General features: G+C 52.2%; 15 protein-coding genes and 1 pseudogene. 12 read left to right on the plus strand and 4 right to left on the minus strand.

Going from position 1 to position 15,591, the window contains the following annotated elements:
- The first annotated feature begins 2 nt into the window (after positions 1-2).
- The 11 genes from QEH52_RS03275 to QEH52_RS03325 all read left to right on the plus strand — a co-directional run bounded on the left by QEH52_RS03275 (position 3) and on the right by QEH52_RS03325 (position 11,140).
- On the plus strand, positions 3-818 hold the full coding sequence (locus tag QEH52_RS03275) for a sugar phosphate isomerase/epimerase family protein (protein ID WP_308948602.1): 816 nt from the start codon (positions 3-5) through the stop codon (positions 816-818).
- A gap of 44 nt (positions 819-862) precedes the next feature.
- Complete coding sequence (locus QEH52_RS03280; protein WP_308948603.1) at positions 863-1,972, plus strand: Gfo/Idh/MocA family protein; 1,110 nt, start codon at positions 863-865, stop codon at positions 1,970-1,972.
- Between the two features lie 102 nt (positions 1,973-2,074).
- Positions 2,075-2,359 (plus strand): YhbY family RNA-binding protein, encoded by a 285-nt coding sequence (locus QEH52_RS03285; RefSeq protein ID WP_308948605.1) that lies wholly within the window; start codon positions 2,075-2,077, stop codon positions 2,357-2,359.
- Positions 2,360-2,395: 36 nt separating this feature from the next.
- Complete coding sequence (corA, locus tag QEH52_RS03290) at positions 2,396-3,592, plus strand: magnesium/cobalt transporter CorA (protein WP_308948606.1); 1,197 nt, start codon at positions 2,396-2,398, stop codon at positions 3,590-3,592.
- A 151-nt stretch (positions 3,593-3,743) separates the two neighbouring features.
- On the plus strand, positions 3,744-4,286 hold the full coding sequence (lspA, locus tag QEH52_RS03295) for a signal peptidase II (RefSeq protein ID WP_308948608.1): 543 nt from the start codon (positions 3,744-3,746) through the stop codon (positions 4,284-4,286).
- Positions 4,287-4,642: 356 nt separating this feature from the next.
- A complete protein-coding gene (locus QEH52_RS03300; protein WP_308948610.1) occupies positions 4,643-4,951 on the plus strand; it encodes a roadblock/LC7 domain-containing protein in 309 nt (102 codons plus the stop codon).
- Positions 4,952-4,961: 10 nt separating this feature from the next.
- Positions 4,962-5,531, plus strand: coding sequence for a hypothetical protein (locus QEH52_RS03305; protein WP_308948612.1), 570 nt, complete (start codon positions 4,962-4,964; stop codon positions 5,529-5,531).
- A gap of 71 nt (positions 5,532-5,602) precedes the next feature.
- The gene (locus tag QEH52_RS03310; protein WP_308948613.1) at positions 5,603-6,865 is read left to right on the plus strand and encodes a DNA-binding transcriptional response regulator; all 1,263 of its coding nucleotides are present in this window, start codon (positions 5,603-5,605) and stop codon (positions 6,863-6,865) included.
- A 19-nt stretch (positions 6,866-6,884) separates the two neighbouring features.
- Positions 6,885-8,279 (plus strand): ammonium transporter, encoded by a 1,395-nt coding sequence (locus QEH52_RS03315; RefSeq protein ID WP_308948615.1) that lies wholly within the window; start codon positions 6,885-6,887, stop codon positions 8,277-8,279.
- A 249-nt stretch (positions 8,280-8,528) separates the two neighbouring features.
- Positions 8,529-9,737, plus strand: coding sequence for an Lcl C-terminal domain-containing protein (locus QEH52_RS03320; RefSeq protein WP_308948616.1), 1,209 nt, complete (start codon positions 8,529-8,531; stop codon positions 9,735-9,737).
- Between the two features lie 11 nt (positions 9,738-9,748).
- The gene (locus QEH52_RS03325) at positions 9,749-11,140 is read left to right on the plus strand and encodes a sulfatase (protein ID WP_308948617.1); all 1,392 of its coding nucleotides are present in this window, start codon (positions 9,749-9,751) and stop codon (positions 11,138-11,140) included.
- Here QEH52_RS03325 and QEH52_RS03330 read toward each other — a convergent pair.
- From QEH52_RS03330 to QEH52_RS03340, 3 genes are all read right to left on the minus strand, one after another.
- On the minus strand, positions 11,110-11,727 hold the full coding sequence (locus QEH52_RS03330) for an HNH endonuclease (RefSeq protein ID WP_308948618.1): 618 nt from the start codon (positions 11,725-11,727) through the stop codon (positions 11,110-11,112). The two genes, QEH52_RS03325 and QEH52_RS03330, sit on opposite strands and share 31 nt — an antisense overlap.
- A 75-nt stretch (positions 11,728-11,802) precedes the next feature.
- Positions 11,803-12,972 (minus strand): sensor histidine kinase, encoded by a 1,170-nt coding sequence (locus QEH52_RS03335; RefSeq protein WP_308948619.1) that lies wholly within the window; start codon positions 12,970-12,972, stop codon positions 11,803-11,805.
- 36 nt (positions 12,973-13,008) lie between these two features.
- Complete coding sequence (locus tag QEH52_RS03340) at positions 13,009-13,656, minus strand: phosphopantothenoylcysteine decarboxylase domain-containing protein (protein WP_308948620.1); 648 nt, start codon at positions 13,654-13,656, stop codon at positions 13,009-13,011.
- Positions 13,657-13,681: 25 nt separating this feature from the next.
- Here QEH52_RS03340 and QEH52_RS03345 point away from each other — a divergent pair, with 25 nt between their 5' ends.
- Entirely contained in the window at positions 13,682-14,473 is a 792-nt protein-coding gene (locus QEH52_RS03345) for a VC0807 family protein (RefSeq protein WP_308948621.1), read from the plus strand.
- A gap of 69 nt (positions 14,474-14,542) precedes the next feature.
- On the opposite strand, the pseudogene QEH52_RS03350 reads toward QEH52_RS03345, so the two are convergent.
- Positions 14,543-15,499, minus strand: a pseudogene (locus QEH52_RS03350) (hypothetical protein); the annotation flags it as partial.
- Positions 15,500-15,591: the final 92 nt, after the last annotated feature.

Consider the following 15,591-nt stretch of genomic DNA (forward strand, 5'->3'; position numbering starts at 1 on the left):
TTATGCCCCCACAAATCACCGTCCAACTTTACAGCGTACGCGATCAAGCCTCAGCCGACTACGAAGGCACCCTTCGCCGCATCGCCGACATGGGTTTCGGCTGCGTCGAGCCTGCTGGCTACCCTGGCTACACAGCAGAAAAAGCCGCTAAACTATTTCAAGAACTTGGCCTGCAAGCGCCCACAGCCCACATCGCGCTAGCGGTCGGCGATCAAAAAAATGAGATCATCGAGCAAGCACTGATGATGGGGCACAAATACCTAATCACAGGCTGCCCTCCAGGCTTCCAAGAAGCCTGCGATAGCTTGGACAGCATCAAGGCGACGGCCGACTTATATTGCGAAGCTGCTGAAAACTTGGCGGCCCATGGCCTACAAGTCGGTTACCACAATCACGACTGGGACCTCGGCCTGATTGGTTCGCAGCGAAAACACCAGCTCTTCCTCGAACGCACTCCAGAGAGCGTGCTCTACGAAGCCGACATCTTCTGGGTTGCCCGCGCAGGGCTCGATCCCGCTGCCTTCATCAAAGAGATCGGTGCACGTGGCAAGGCGCTCCACTTCAAAGATGGCATCATCAACAGCCAAGAAAGCTTCAAGGCCGCCAAGACTGAAAGCGGCGATGTGATGGTCAGCGATTCAATTCCCTTCCGTGCAGCAGGCACCGGCCAAGTCGACCTACTCGCAGCCTATCAAGCCGTGCAACACGCGGAATACATCGGAGTGGAGCTCGACGCCTTCGAAGGCGACATGCTACAGGCGATCCAACAAAGCTACGAATACCTGACCTCCAACAAGATCGCCCAAGGCACAAAATAATCCCGCCCCCCCCCACACAGAGTCCAACAACAAATTACCCAAACATGACAACTAAACCCACCATCGGCCTCGGCATTATCGGCTGCGGCAATATCGCCAACGCATACTTTAAAGGTGCCAGCATCTTCGAAGTTCTGGAAGTCGCCGCCTGCGCGGACATCAACATGGACGCCGCCATCGCCAAAGCCGAAGAACACGGCTGTCAGGCACAAACAGTCGACGAGCTGCTTGCCAATCCAGAAGTAGAACTAGTCATCAATTTGACGATTCCTTCCGTGCACGCAGAAGTCAGCCTCAAGGCGCTCAACGCAGGCAAACACGTCTACAGTGAAAAGCCATTGGCAGTGGAGCTAGAAGATGCCGCACAAATTCTAAAAACCGCCGAAGACAAAGGCCTACTCGTAGGTTGTGCGCCCGACACCTTCATGGGGGGCGGCTTCCAAACCTGCCGCAAACTATTAGATGATGGCTGGCTGGGCAAAGTCGTAGGCGGCACCGCTTTCATGATGGCGCGCGGCCCCGAAAGCTGGCACCCCAACCCCGCCTTTTTCTACGAAGTCGGCGCGGGCCCCATGTTTGACATGGGCCCCTATTACATAACCGCACTGGTCCACTTACTCGGCCCCGTCAAGCGTGTCAGCGCGATCACCTCACGTGCATTTGATCAGCGCACAGCTACTTGCAAAGAACAGTTTGGCCGAATCTTACCGGTAGAAGTGCCCACCAACTACTCGGGCGTGCTCGAATTCCACTCCGGTGCTGTGATTAATATGACCATCTCCTTCGACGTGCATAAGCACGGACACAGTCCCATCGAGCTCTACGGCACCGAAGGCTCCCTCAAGGCTCCCGACCCCAATACCTTCGGAGGCCCCGTCGAGCTATGGACGCCCGCCACCAAGGAATGGAGAGAGCAAAGCTTCAGCCATCCTTATTTGGAAAATTCCCGCAGTATTGGAGCTGCAGATATGGCTTACGCCATTTTGAGCGATCATCAACGTACGCACCGCGCCAGCGGAGCGCTCGCCTACCACGCGTTGGAAGTCATGCACTCCTTTGAGAAATCCTCCAGCTCAGGCAGCAGCATCGAGATCGAATCTCGCCCAGAACAACCGCAAGCACTGCCGATCCACCTGATCGAAGGCCGCTTGTAAGCCATTCCGGCAGCAAGCTGATCAACGACGCCCCGTCGGCGCGCACAAACAGCATTCTTTTGTGCTCGTCGACGGGGCGCATCAGGCTTTATACCCATCGCCATGAACAACGAACCACTCACTAGTGCAGAGAAAAAAGAGCTCCGCGGCATCGGCCAACGACTCAAACCACACGTGCACGTCGGCAAACAAGGCCTCAGCGAAAGCGTGCTGGCCGAACTTGAAACAGCCCTGCTGAAAAACGGCTTAATCAAGGTCCGCTTCGAAGCGGAACGCGAAGCGATCAAAACGTACTCCAGCGAAATATCCAGTAAACTCGAATGCGAATATGTCGGCGGAGTGGGCAAGGTCGGCATCTTCTTCCGCGACATGCCGGAAAAAGCTTAGCTTGTAATTCATGGGTTATTGACGAAAATACACCCTGTGAAGCAACCTATCGAATCCGCCAAAGATGTGGCGCATGCCACTAGTGGCGCGATCGCCAAAACCGCAAGTTTTATAACCTCGAGCATCTTAGATCTGGGCAAGGGCGTCTTTTCCCCGATCGGACAGCCGCATAGCTCCGCGCCACGCGCAGAACCAGGCACCGCTCCAGGCATTGAGCAATATCTCCATCAGGAAGACAGCTCACTCAAAGTCGGAATCACAGTCATCGATTATGGCCCCGACGGTCACAACACTACGACTTTTGACGACATCCACGAGGCACTAGCACTACCGGAACAACAAAATCCCCATGTGCGCTGGATCAACATCGACGGCCTGCGCCCTAGCGTCGTCAACGCCGTCTGCCAGCACTATGACGTACATACCCTCTCGGCCGAGGACGTCATCCACACCTACCAACGTTCCAAAATGGAGGTATTTGACGATCACATGATCATCATCGCCCGCCAATTACAACTCGCCAACGACAAGCTGAAGAACGAACAAATCAGTTTTTTTCTGTTCCAGAAAACCCTCATCACCTTTCAAGAAGTGCCCGGCGACGTATTTGGTCCAGTTCGTAAACGCCTGGAAAAGAGCACTGGACGCTTTCGCACCTATCAGGCCGACTATTTATTCTACGCACTCCTCGATTCCATTATCGACCACCTATTCCCCATCCTAGAAGCCTATGGCAACGCCATGGAAGAGATGGAGATCGAGATTCTCGAAGACCCGAACGCGCTCAGCCAGCAAAAACTATTCTCGATGAAGCGCGACCTCTCCCTGCAGCGCCGGGTGCTGTGGCCCATACGCGAACTAGTAGACAACCTTTACCGCGACGAGTCCGAACTCATCCACCCCGAGCTCAAGACCTATTATCGCGACGTGCAAGATCACACCATGCAAGTCATCGACTTGTTGGAAACTTACCGCGAAACCGCCTCGGGCCTGACTGACCTATATCAAACCTCTGTGGGCAACAAAATGAACGAAATCATGAAAGTGCTCACGATCATGGCCAGTTTCTTCATACCAATTACTTTTTTTGCCGGCGTTTACGGCATGAACTTTGAACACATCCCCGAACTCGGCTGGAAATACGCCTACCCCGTATTTTGGGGCGGCTGTTTAACGATGAGCCTCGGGCTCGCCATCTTTTTCTGGCGCAAAGGTTGGATTGGGCCCAAGTAAACAACAGAGGCCCCCGCACTAGGCCCCCGCACGAGGCCCCCGCACAAGGCATTGGCATTGGCATTGGCATTGTATTTGCCAGTCCTCGCATTTTGAACAACTGCGGGGTTGCACCTGCAATAAACACTGGCAGCTTAGGCCGCTCGAACTAATGCCCAATCAATCACTCAGTAAACTCAATCGCTACCGATTACTCTTCGTGTCGGCCATCGTTGTCTTCGTGCTCGACCAGATCACTAAAGCTTGGATTTTTAACAACCTCGCGCTCGACAGCTACTACCCGCCGGAAGCCATTACGGTGATTGACGGCTTCTTCTATATCGTTCACATCGGCAACGAAGGCGCCGCTTGGGGCATGCTATCTGGCTACGGCGGACTCTTAGCCTTGTTCGCACTCATCACGCTCTTCGCGATCTACAAACTACGGCACAGTTTGGAATTGTACCGCAAGCCCATGCAATGGGCCTTTGGACTGCTGATCGGTGGTATCTTAGGCAATATGATCGACCGCTTGATTCACGGGCACGTAATCGATTTCCTCGACTTTCATTTCCCATTTACGATCCCCTGGGTCATGCCTACCGGACGTTACCCCTCATTCAATATCGCCGACTGCGGCATTGTGATTGGCACAATTCTATACCTGATCTGGAGCTTCCGAATAGAAAACCAGAAAAAGGCCGCTAAGAGCTAATGCACTCGAACAAGCGCCTTGCCCCACATGCAGTAAAGGCCGTAGCGCAATAAGCGCCGCCACACCAGAGCGCCATGAAATTCCCGTAATCATCCGCTCGACGACTAAGTGAGGTGCAACATGCACTATAATGCATCCAATTTGAGCATCTACGTGATACTCCCTACCAAAATAGCTACAGCTCATATCAGAAAACCTTACGGGATTTATCAATTAGAGTTATTTTTAACGATCTAATGATGAAACAATGCTCAGTTTTTAGCCATCAGAGTCACAAAAACGTCATGATGTGCCGATAGATCAGTGTAGAAAAGTATTTATGACACGGTTGGCATGCGCGTTGCTAATACCAACGCATGTTTGAAAATATAGAACTATCGGAATTAGAAGAGCGTGGATTCATCGGCGCGATCGCATGTAGTTCAAATGGCACCGTCATCGAAAGCACCAGTGATGATCTCGAGGTTTTTGGCAGCGTATTGAGTTACATTTCTCAAGTAGCCGATATGATAGGTGAACCCTTTGGCATGGACTCGATCGAAGAGGTTCACCTGGAAAGTGCCAATACAAAGGCAGTCTGTATCCCACAAGAAGAAGAGTGCTTAGGCATGCTCTGTCATAGCCGTGCTAATGTAGATGAAATCCTAGGTGAATTATTAACTTAGACCAGTAACTATGATCGATAAAATCATTAAAAATGTATTAGAGCTCCCAGGAGTCGATGGCGCCTGCATCCTAGATAAGAAGGGCAACTTATTACACAACGCACTCCCCGAATTCTTTTTAGATTCTTTCTTGGACGATTTGGCGCGGCGAATCAAAACGCTCTACGAAGCTGTCGATGAGAATTACATGCCTTGCGACGACTATCTATTAAAATTCCCTCAGAAATACATACGCCTGCGTCGTAGCCGGCACGTGTTCCTACTGGTAGCGATCGACCCGAACGTCAATCTAGTCTCCCTACGCATGGTCACCAACATCGTGCTCAAACATATCACTCCTAAAGTGGTGGGAGAGATGCGCGCGATCCTAGCAGAGCCTCCAGTCCAGGAGACTGCGACTCCTGAACCCGCTCAAGCAGCGGTGCCGACACCGACTCCCGCTCCTACACCAGCGCCACAACCGGCCCCCGCAGCAGAACCCACGAATCCCGAACCAGCCCCCGAAAACAAAGCTCCCGCGAGAGGCGAGCGAGTGGCTAGACCACGTCCAAGCCGCTCCTTCCGTGGCACTCGCTACTAATATAGCCACTCGCAACTGACAATATGCATGTGCTCACAGCAAACCGGACTACGCGCAGCCAACTAGCACTTTTGTTACGCGATCTGGGCTATACACCCACCTTCCACGAGGATGCTAAAAAACTTTTAGGTGCACTGTCCGAGACACCAAGCGACTTACTCATCGATCTCTCCTGTGAGCTATCAGAAATCGAATTGGAGCGCCTAAAAGCGGCCCAGCCCACTGCCAATCTAATCGGCTTTCAACACTACTCTGAAAGCAATACTGGTAACGAAATAAAGGCCCAAGGCTATACCGCGCTGATTATCTTGCCCAGCCATGCCGAACGCGCCAAAGCGCGCCTCAAAAACGCCTTTCGCAATAGCACCAACGAAAGCAGTTCTAGCCGTAGTTGGGCAACTCGAGCTCCCTTTGGCAACACCCGCTCAACAGGCACCGCCAAAACCCCGCGTCCATTCGGCACACGTCCGTCATACGGCACACGACCACCTTTTGGGAGCAACCGCCCAAGCAGCAGTTCTAAGACCTCCCGGCCATTTGCAAACAAGCCGAAAGTTGACATCCACGCACGCTATCTCGCAGCCTATAGCCCGATAGCCAAAGACTTCGTCCAGGCCCTAAAAGAAGGATGCACGCCTGGTAGCACTTTGGTGCTCACAGGCGAAGAAGGCGCCGAACACGAGCTTGCTGCCCGCGAGTTCAACTATCAATTCAACCAAGACGCGACACCACTCCACACGATACCTAGCAACAACATCTGTATCAAAGAGCTGGAGCAAATGGAAAAAAATGCGAATAAAGCGAAGCAGCCCATAAACTGCTATTTGGGCCGCACAGATGATTTTTCCGAAGAGTCGATGGAGCAGATTAAGCTCTTTCAGCAGTATCTGGACAACCTGCGCAATCCTCATATGCAATTGATCATTGCCCATGAACACGGCTCAGAGACCTGCTTCCATCGTGGTGTCGAAGCGTCTTTCAAAGCCGTCCAAGCGAAAGCAGTCACTCTAACAATTCCTCCCTTGCGTGCGCGGGTCGAAGACATTGCCCCCGTCTGTCACACTTTACTGGGCACACTGCGCTGCGCGCACCCCTTCCTGCTCGTGCATTATATTTCTAATGCCGCAATTGAGCATCTAGTGGAGCACCGCAGTGAACTGAGCTACGCAAAACTCGTGCGACTACTACGCAATGCCGTCGCCCTCAGCCAACGAAATTCAATCGGAGTCGAGGAAATCAAAAACTACGGCGAGAGCGACGTGGTCAATCAACACTTACTCGAAACAATGGCCGACGAGCAATTTTTCAAAGACCAACAAAGCGCAAATTTCTAATCAACCAACCATAATAACTATGATTAAAGCTCGATCCATATATCTTAGCTCACTCGCAGCGGGCACTACGCTTCTCGCACCGACCTTATTATCGGCACAAGAAGTCGTCGCAGAGGCTCCGAGTTATCTCAGCCAAAACACAGGTGATATACTCTGGTATCTCATGGCCGCAGTATTGGTCTTTTTCATGCAGGCGGGCTTTGCGCTAGTCGAGACTGGTCTGACTCGTGCGAAAAACGCATGTAATATCATGATGAAGAACATGCTCGACTTTAGCTTCGGGGTGGTCGCGTTTGCCATTGTTGGCTACGCACTCATGTATGGCGATTCCATCGGAGGGATCTTCGGTTGGAGCAACGGTTTCTTATTTATGAAAGACGCCCTGATGGTCGGCGACGATTTAGCAGCCACGAATCTGGTCGCGGCCGAGTGGCTATTCCAAGTGGTTTTCGCCGCGACTGCGGCGACTATCGCATCGGGGGTGATGGCTGAACGTACAAAATTCAGCGCCTACATCTTTTATTCCATCGCAATCACTTGTTTCGTCTATCCTATCGTTGGTCACTGGATTTGGAGTGGCGACGGCTGGCTCGCCGCCATGGGCATGCGCGACTATGCAGGTTCTACAGTCGTCCACTCTGTGGGTGCATGGGCGGGCCTCGCAGGTGCAATCGTGCTCGGCGCTCGTAAGGGTAAGTTTGACAAAGAGGGCAAAGCTCTCCCGATCCCGGGGCACAATATGCCACTAGCCACCTTGGGCTGCTTCATATTGATCGTCGGCTGGTTCGGCTTCAATGCAGGCTCCACTTTGGGCGCAGTCGACGACATGGCCTACATCGCGATGGTTACAATGATTGCCGCAGCCACAGGTTGTATCGGTGCGACCATGTCCACTTGGCTCAAGTTCGGTAAGCCCGACCTGTCCATGACATTGAACGGAGCGCTCGCGGGTCTGGTCAGTATTACAGCTTGCTGTGGTAGTGTTTCTATCATCGGTGCCATGGCGATCGGCTTGATTGGCGGGATCATCGTAGTCTTTTCAGTGCTCTTCTTTGAGCAAAAGCTACGCGTCGACGACCCCGTGGGGGCCGTCAGTGTGCACGGTATCTGTGGCATCTGGGGCACCCTATCCGTCGGCCTATTTGGCAGCACCGCCATCGATGCGGGCCTGCTCTCCGACGGCTTACTTTATGGCGGCACCAAACAAATCGGCGTCCAAATGATTGGTATTCTCGCTGTCTTTGCATTCGTATTCCCAGTCTCACTCTTACTCTTCAAAGCGATCAAGGCCACCACAGGTCTACGTGTCAGCGAGAGCGAAGAGCTGGAAGGCCTCGACATCAGCGAGCACGGCAATGAAGCCTACGCCGACTTCCAAGTATATGCCGACCTTCCTGAAGAAGATCTCGCATAAGCGCCTCTAAAAAGTTTATTTCAACCAAGCCACAGTCCGCATAGCGGCTGTGGCTTTTTTATGCACAGAGGGGCCAACACAACGGCCCTTGCCGTCATGCTAAAATGACTTTTAGGAACTCCTATAATTGTAACTCGCGGGCGACAGCCAGTGTGACGATGCAATTACCCCCGGAAATTTCCTGCAACTTAATCCAGGCTGACGCGATCCCCCTGCATCATCTAAGATTTGAATTTACCCATTTTTATTATGCATTTGTCCACCGCCCTACTTCTGAGTCTTAGCATCGCCCACATCGCGACTGCGGTCACCTATCCCATCGTAGACACCGCACAGGCGCAGGCCTATGATGCAGCTAAAGCGATTGAATCCCCCACAGCAGGCGAGCGCTATTACGGTCAGGACGCTCAATACGCGGGCAACGCGCCCGCTTACCAGCACAACCACGACGGCACAGTTAGCGATCAAGTGACGGGCCTAATGTGGACGCAAGATCCCGGCGCGAAAAAAACTTATGCTGCCGCACTGGCAGCTGCGGCCAAATGCCGAGTCGGCGGATATAGGGATTGGCGCCTCCCTTCAATCAAAGAGCTGTATTCGCTCATACAATTTAATGGCACCGACCCAGATCCAAGAGCCACCAGCTCCCGCTCACTGACGCCCTTCATCGACACTTCGTATTTTAATTTTGAATACGGTGACACAAGCAAAAACGAACGTATTATCGATTCACAATTCGCGAGCAGCACATTATATGTGAGCACCACCATGAAGGGCGCAAAAACAGACTTTGGCGTCAACTTCGCCGATGGACGCATTAAAGGTTACGGCTTAGTCGATCCACGCGGCCGTGAGAAAACCTTCTACGTGCTCTACGTGCGCGGCAATCCCAACTATGGCGTCAATCAATACAGCGACAATTTGGATGGCACCATTAAAGACCGCGCCACTGGATTGACTTGGATGCAGGCCGACAGCGGCGAAAGCATGGACTGGCCGACCGCATTGAAATATGCGGAAGATATGCAACATGCGGGCTATAGCGACTGGCGCTTACCCAATGCCAAAGAGCTTCAAAGCATCATTGATTACACTCGCTCGCCCGATACAACAGATTCTGCAGCGATTGACCCGCTCTTCAAGTGCACTGAAATCATCAATGAACAGGGCGTTAAAGACTACGGCAACTACTGGACCAGTAGCACACATGTGAACACTCGCGGTGCTGCGCAAGCGGTCTACTTCTCGTTCGGACGCTCACTGGGATATATGCGAGATCGCTTCACTGGCGAAGGCGCTTGGTTGGACGTGCATGGTGCTGGCTCTCAGCGCAGCGACCCGAAGGTGGGCGACGCATCCCAATTCCCACAAGGCCGTGGACCGCAAGGTGACGCCATTCGAATTCAAAACATGGTGCGCCTAGTGCGTGGCGGTGAGGCCGTGCGAGTCACCCAATAAAAATATAACTAATGAAATTTAACTTACTGCATGGACTCCTGCTCTCACTCTATTTCACGAGTCTGCAGGCCGCGCCCAACATCGTATTCATTTTAGTCGACGACATGGGCTGGACTGGCAGCTCCACTCTCATGGATCCCGAACTGCCAGAATCAAAGAGTGATTTTTATCAAACGCCTCAAATCGACGCACTCGCTGCAGCAGGCATGCGCTTCTCACAGGCATACGCTCCCGCAGCGCTATGCACGCCGTCGCGCGCAGCGATCCTCACTGGTAAAACACCCGCAGAGCTTCACATAACGACCCCGGGGGGCAGCCGCACACAAAGCTATCAAAAGCTCGCGCCTCCACGCCATCTGAAAGAACTGCCGGAGGACGCATTCACGATTGCTGAAGCGCTCCAGCAACAAGGCTACACCACGGCTCACTTTGGTAAATGGCATATCGGCAAAAACAGCCCCAGCGTACATGGCTTCGATGTGCACGATGGTAATTCTGGCAATCAAATGCCCGACGTGCAAGACGGCCCCAAAGACGTCTTTGGCCTCACAAAGCGCGCCATGGCCTTCATCAGCGAACAATCACACACAGGCACGCCCTTCTACCTGCAGCTATCGCATTATGCAGTGCACTCCCCGATTGAAGCACTCGCGACTTCCAGGGCGAAATTTGCTCAAATGCCCGCAGGCAGCCGTCACAACGACATCGATTATGCCGCGATGACCTATGACTTGGACAACAGTATCGGGCAATTACTACAACACATCGAAAGCCTAGGCCTTTCTAAGAATACCTACGTCGTCTTCATGTCGGACAACGGTGCCAGCAGCAAACCGCGGGAATCACGCAACAGCCCTCTCAATGGCGGCAAGGGCAGCCTCTACGAAGGCGGCATTCGCGTACCTTTAATTATTCGCGGCCCCGATGTCCCAAGTAATAGCCATTGCGCGCAAGCGGTCACTGGCTGTGACCTATTTAGCACTTTCAGCGAATGGGCAGGCATCGATACTCCAGCAGACACAGACGGTTCCAGCTTGGCAGCACTCGCTCGCAACGATGCCAGCGGCTTCAAACGAGCACAGAGAGTTTTTCTCTTCCACTATCCACACTACGGATTGGGCCCGCGACAAAAACCCCAAAGCGCGATTATAATGGAGCACTACAAACTTATCAAAGACCTCGAATCGGAGAGCTATCAACTCTTCGATTTGTCCAGCGATCTCTCAGAGTCGGACAACTTGATCCAAAAAATGCCAGAAAAGGCGGCCCAAATGATTCAAACTATGGAAGCACGCCTGCGACTAGTCGATGCCCAGCAAGCCCTGCCTAATCCTAATTACGATCCAGACGCCATTCAAACACGCAGCTCTTCTCAGGCAGGCTTCTTAAGATTCAAGAAATGATCCCAGTCCCGATCGTAGCTCTGCCCGATCAATGAGCTCACAAAAGGGCGCCAGCGCGGACGCTCAGGCTTACGAATCAAGTGCATATTCGCTTGGTGCGGCAAACGATTGGCCTTACGAGAGTTACACTTGATACAGGAAGTCACAATATTCTCCCACGAGGTGCGCCCCCCGCGGTCACGCGGGATCACATGATCCATATTTAAATGCTGCGCATCGAAATGTTGCCCACAGTATTGGCAACGGTAGTCATCCCGCTCGAATAGATTGTCGCGGTTGAATTGAATTTCTTTCAATGGCAACTGATCATATGTACGCAACAAAAGCACCTTAGGCACACGTATCCGAAGCCGAACGGTTTGAATACAAGTCTCATCCTTCGCAGGCACGGACTCCTCCGAAAATTGCAGCCATGCGGCCGAATCCATCATACGAAAATTCTCGTCGCCCGTATAAATAACCTGCGCATGGTCTTGTAGCAAAAGACTAAAAGCGCGTTCGACACCAACAATATTAACCGGTTGCCACAACCGATTCAAAACCAGGACTCGAAATTTAAGACCATTGCCCATCTGGGACTTATGCAAGTAATCGATGCGGCCGATTTGTCAATACTTTGCCGAAAAGCTTCACCCGATTGACACATATGGCCGTGCACACGACTACTCCAATAGTCGTGTGCGCCGCAACTGCCGCGGAAACTGCAGCGTAATAGCCGTCCCCTTGTCTTTGTGAGATTCGATATTAATACAGCCTCCATGCTCTCGCATGATCCGCTCGACAATCATCATCCCCAGACCATGCCCTTCCTTCTTGGTGGTATAGTAGGCTTGGAAAACTTTAGACAAGTCTTCTTCCGATATGCCAGAACCCGTATCCACAAATTGCACGTAGACGTGATCCGCGTCGCGTCGCGCCAGCACACGTAAGCTGCCCCCCGCCTGCATCGCCTCCATGGCATTCTTAATTAAATTGAAAAAGACCTGTTTGATCTGCCCACGGTCGCCCAAGATCGTAGGTAAATCATCACTCACTTCAACTTTAACATCCAATAGCCGATCACTGAGCTCGACCTCTTGCACCCGCAACACCTCTTCCACCAGGGCCAACAGATCCAGCTCATTGAGCTCAGGCTTCTGTGGACGCACGGCCTCTAGAAAGTGAGTAATAATACCATCCAATCGTTGCACCTCACCTTGACAGACCTGCAGCGACTCCGCCAGCTTCGCTGCATCCTTTTGCTCGCTCAATTTCTTGAGTTTGCGCTCAATCAACTGCAAGTGAATCGTCAACGAATTGAGCGGATTCCCGAGTTCATGCGCAACGCCCGCCGCTAAGCGAACAATAGACGAAGTACGCTCGCTTTCGATGCGTTCCTCCATCGAGACGCGCTCTTCCGTAATGTCGGACAATACAATCACATAGCCACCCGAGTCGTCGTGCCCCACCTGCGCATCGATCGGCACCATGTACAGCCGCACCACGCGGTGCTCCGGATAGCTGAGCTCAATCTCGCGCGAGAGCACTGGCCCCGACTTCTGAATCCCGCCCACGGTCTCACTATGGATGGATTTTGCGAGGTCTGGCACCATTTTCCACAAGCGCGTCACTCCGATATCGTTCTCCTTTAAACCAATCAACAATAGAGCTGCGTTGTTCGCATATTGCACCACCCCATCCGAATCGATTACCAAGATGCCGTCGTGAATCGTATTAAAGACAGTCTCTTGCATCTTACGCTCGCGCGCCAAGCGCTGCACTAAGATGCCCAGATTCACAGAATCCAGGTCCTCTATACGTCCGAGGATTTTTTCAAGTCCAGTGGTTTTCATAGCATGATGATTCAGGGAGAAACTAAGCTCTCGGCATTACGCACTCGGCGTTACCAGCTGAATTAATTCCTTGGCAATCGCTGCTTTCGTGCTCGGACCTAATTTTACGGAGCTCCCGTCCGCAGCGATCAAAAGCACCTCATTGGTATCCGCGGCAAAGCCAACACCGGGCTGGCCGACTTCATTGGCCACAACAAAATCGAGATTCTTCGACAACAGTTTCTCTTTCGCATAAGTCACCACATCGTTCGTCTCAGCCGCAAAGCCAACCACGGTTTGATGGGATTTGCGATCGGTCATTGTCTTTAAAATATCGGTGGTGCGCTCAAACTCGATGCTCATCGAGGCCATATCCTTTTTTTCCTTTTTCGCATGCTGGATGACGGGGCGAAAATCACTCACCGCGGCCGTCATAATCAGCACATCACAGGCATCGAAGAGCGCATCAACTTGATGAAACATTTCTTCCGCGGTCACCACCGGATAAAGAATCGCCCCATCCGGCTCCTCCAAGACTACCGGCCCGGCGACCAGATCAACGTTCCATCCCGCTTCCAGAGCGGCCTCGGCGAGGGCAAAGCCCATTTTTCCAGTCGATGGATTGCTAATAAAGCGCACCGGATCGATAAATTCACGGGTCGGGCCCGCAGTGATAAGACAACGAATAGAGCTTGCGTTCGACATAAGCCTTAAAACTCTAGGCGAACTCATGCCTAATTCGCAACCCAGCAACTCACCTATTTCAAAAAATCCGCAACCCACGGAGAAGCAGCCCGTCAAAAAGGAAAATACCTTTCTGAACCTGGGCTTTAATTTGATCCTGCCCATCCTGCTACTCAACAAGGGCAAGCAGTGGCTAGGCCCCTATTTAGAGCCCTATTTTGAGAATGTAGCCGTCGGCATCTTACTGATCGCGATGACCTTTCCAGTCGCTTACTTCATCTACGACTACATTAAGCGCTCCAAATACAATGTCTTTTCCATCCTAGGGCTGATCAGCGTGCTACTCACCGGCGGCATTGGTATTCTCGAAATCCCAACCGAGTGGTTTGCAGTCAAAGAAGCCGCGATTCCTTTGCTATTAGGCTTGGCAGTGCTCATCTCGCTCAAGACCCCCTATCCTCTCATTCGCACCCTACTGTATAATCCAGAGATCATCGACGTCGACAAGGTGCACCAAGCCCTCGTAGAGCATCAGTCTGAAAGCGCTTTCGAAAAACTCCTGGTACGATGCACTTGGTTACTTGCGGCCTCCTTTCTACTCAGCGGCGTGCTCAACTACTTTTTAGCCCGCTGGATCGTCGTCAGCCCCAGTGGCACCGATGCCTTTAACTCCGAAGTCAGTAAGATGATGGCTTGGAGCTGGCCCGTTATCGCGATCCCCAGCATGGCGATCATGATGGTCGCGCTGATGCAATTACTCAAAGGCATCAAAGCCATGACCGGCCTAGAGCTCGAAGACGTGCTCCACGGTGCTCAGCCCAAAGAGGAAGAAGCATAGTAATCAAAAGCTCCTCCAAGGCAGCGCACTCTGGATACGTTCTTGTCGCCCGCGAGAGCTAAAGTTCAGTTATTTAGTGGCCTGAATCGTCACATCTTTAAATAAGTATGGATTGTCGCTGATTCTCAAATCTTTGCCGCTAGCAATGGTCACATTCTCGATCATGACGTCTTGGGTCACGACATATGGGAAGGCCTGCGGATATGAATCGTCTATCATTTCAGGATTGAAATCAGCAAAAATGACAGGACCGGGACGATCCCCCGAATGCTTGGAATCATCGATGTGAAGCGTTTCAATCGTGATTTTTGCCGGCATGTAACAAGTATAGCCAAAATCATGTTGCCCCGAATTTCGACCACCAATCAGGGATAGGCTATAATCTTCGCTTTTGACCGGCGCAAAAACACAGTTACGCAGGATGACCTCTCCCTCCCATGTGCTACCATAGTCAGGGCGCAAGTTGATGAGGTTTCTTCCGCGGATAGTCGTGTTCTCTACGGTCAAAAGCCCACTGCCAATTGCATTGATGCCCATGTGCCCGAGGGTTGAGTTTCGGATCGTGGCATTTACCACCCCCTTGTGCGCATCGAACCGGGAAAAGCTGCAATTGTCATAAACAAGATTCTTGCTGTAGTTCGACCCCATGATTCCCCAGTAAGTACGATCATCAATGTCATTTGTCTGATTACAGTTCACTAAGCTGACATTGAGAGCGCGAAGAGCTGAAAAATCATAGGACCCCATTGAAACTGGAACGCCTGCTGAACCAATGGTTCGGTATGTTTTGTGGCCAGTCAGCGTCGTGTTGCGGATCGTCACGTAAGAACAGTCGCTGACCGTTAAAAAGCCACGATAGGGAGCGCCATGGTCACCTTCGCCAGTGATGTGATGCTCGACCCCATCGACTAGAACATTGGAACGCTTGATTGCGATGCCTCGTGCGTAATACTTGTACTTCGACTCTTCCTGGTTTGCGATCGTAGTGAAACGTCCACCGCGAATGGTAAGCGTCTCCTCATCTAGGGTGTGATTGAAAGTGCGGGGACACGTAGCCGGGGTCTTCAGACCCGGTCAGACGCCTGGCTTAGTTGCCTGCTTGGCTGCGGATACGGGGT

It is taken from the genome of Thalassobacterium maritimum (genome assembly GCF_031127805.1).
GTDB lineage: Bacteria > Verrucomicrobiota > Verrucomicrobiia > Opitutales > Coraliomargaritaceae > Thalassobacterium > Thalassobacterium maritimum.

Coding starts and splice junctions, on each gene's coding strand:
- lspA (WP_308948608.1), top strand. CDS start 3,744: ATGCCCAATCAATCACTCAGTAAACTCAATCGCTACCGATTACTCTTC.
- QEH52_RS03345 (WP_308948621.1), top strand. CDS start 13,682: ATGCCTAATTCGCAACCCAGCAACTCACCTATTTCAAAAAATCCGCAA.
- QEH52_RS03335 (WP_308948619.1), bottom strand. CDS start 12,972: ATGAAAACCACTGGACTTGAAAAAATCCTCGGACGTATAGAGGACCTG.
- QEH52_RS03300 (WP_308948610.1), top strand. CDS start 4,643: ATGTTTGAAAATATAGAACTATCGGAATTAGAAGAGCGTGGATTCATC.
- QEH52_RS03315 (WP_308948615.1), top strand. CDS start 6,885: ATGATTAAAGCTCGATCCATATATCTTAGCTCACTCGCAGCGGGCACT.
- QEH52_RS03325 (WP_308948617.1), top strand. CDS start 9,749: ATGAAATTTAACTTACTGCATGGACTCCTGCTCTCACTCTATTTCACG.
- QEH52_RS03275 (WP_308948602.1), top strand. CDS start 3: ATGCCCCCACAAATCACCGTCCAACTTTACAGCGTACGCGATCAAGCC.
- QEH52_RS03340 (WP_308948620.1), bottom strand. CDS start 13,656: ATGTCGAACGCAAGCTCTATTCGTTGTCTTATCACTGCGGGCCCGACC.
- QEH52_RS03285 (WP_308948605.1), top strand. CDS start 2,075: ATGAACAACGAACCACTCACTAGTGCAGAGAAAAAAGAGCTCCGCGGC.
- QEH52_RS03280 (WP_308948603.1), top strand. CDS start 863: ATGACAACTAAACCCACCATCGGCCTCGGCATTATCGGCTGCGGCAAT.
- QEH52_RS03320 (WP_308948616.1), top strand. CDS start 8,529: ATGCATTTGTCCACCGCCCTACTTCTGAGTCTTAGCATCGCCCACATC.
- QEH52_RS03305 (WP_308948612.1), top strand. CDS start 4,962: ATGATCGATAAAATCATTAAAAATGTATTAGAGCTCCCAGGAGTCGAT.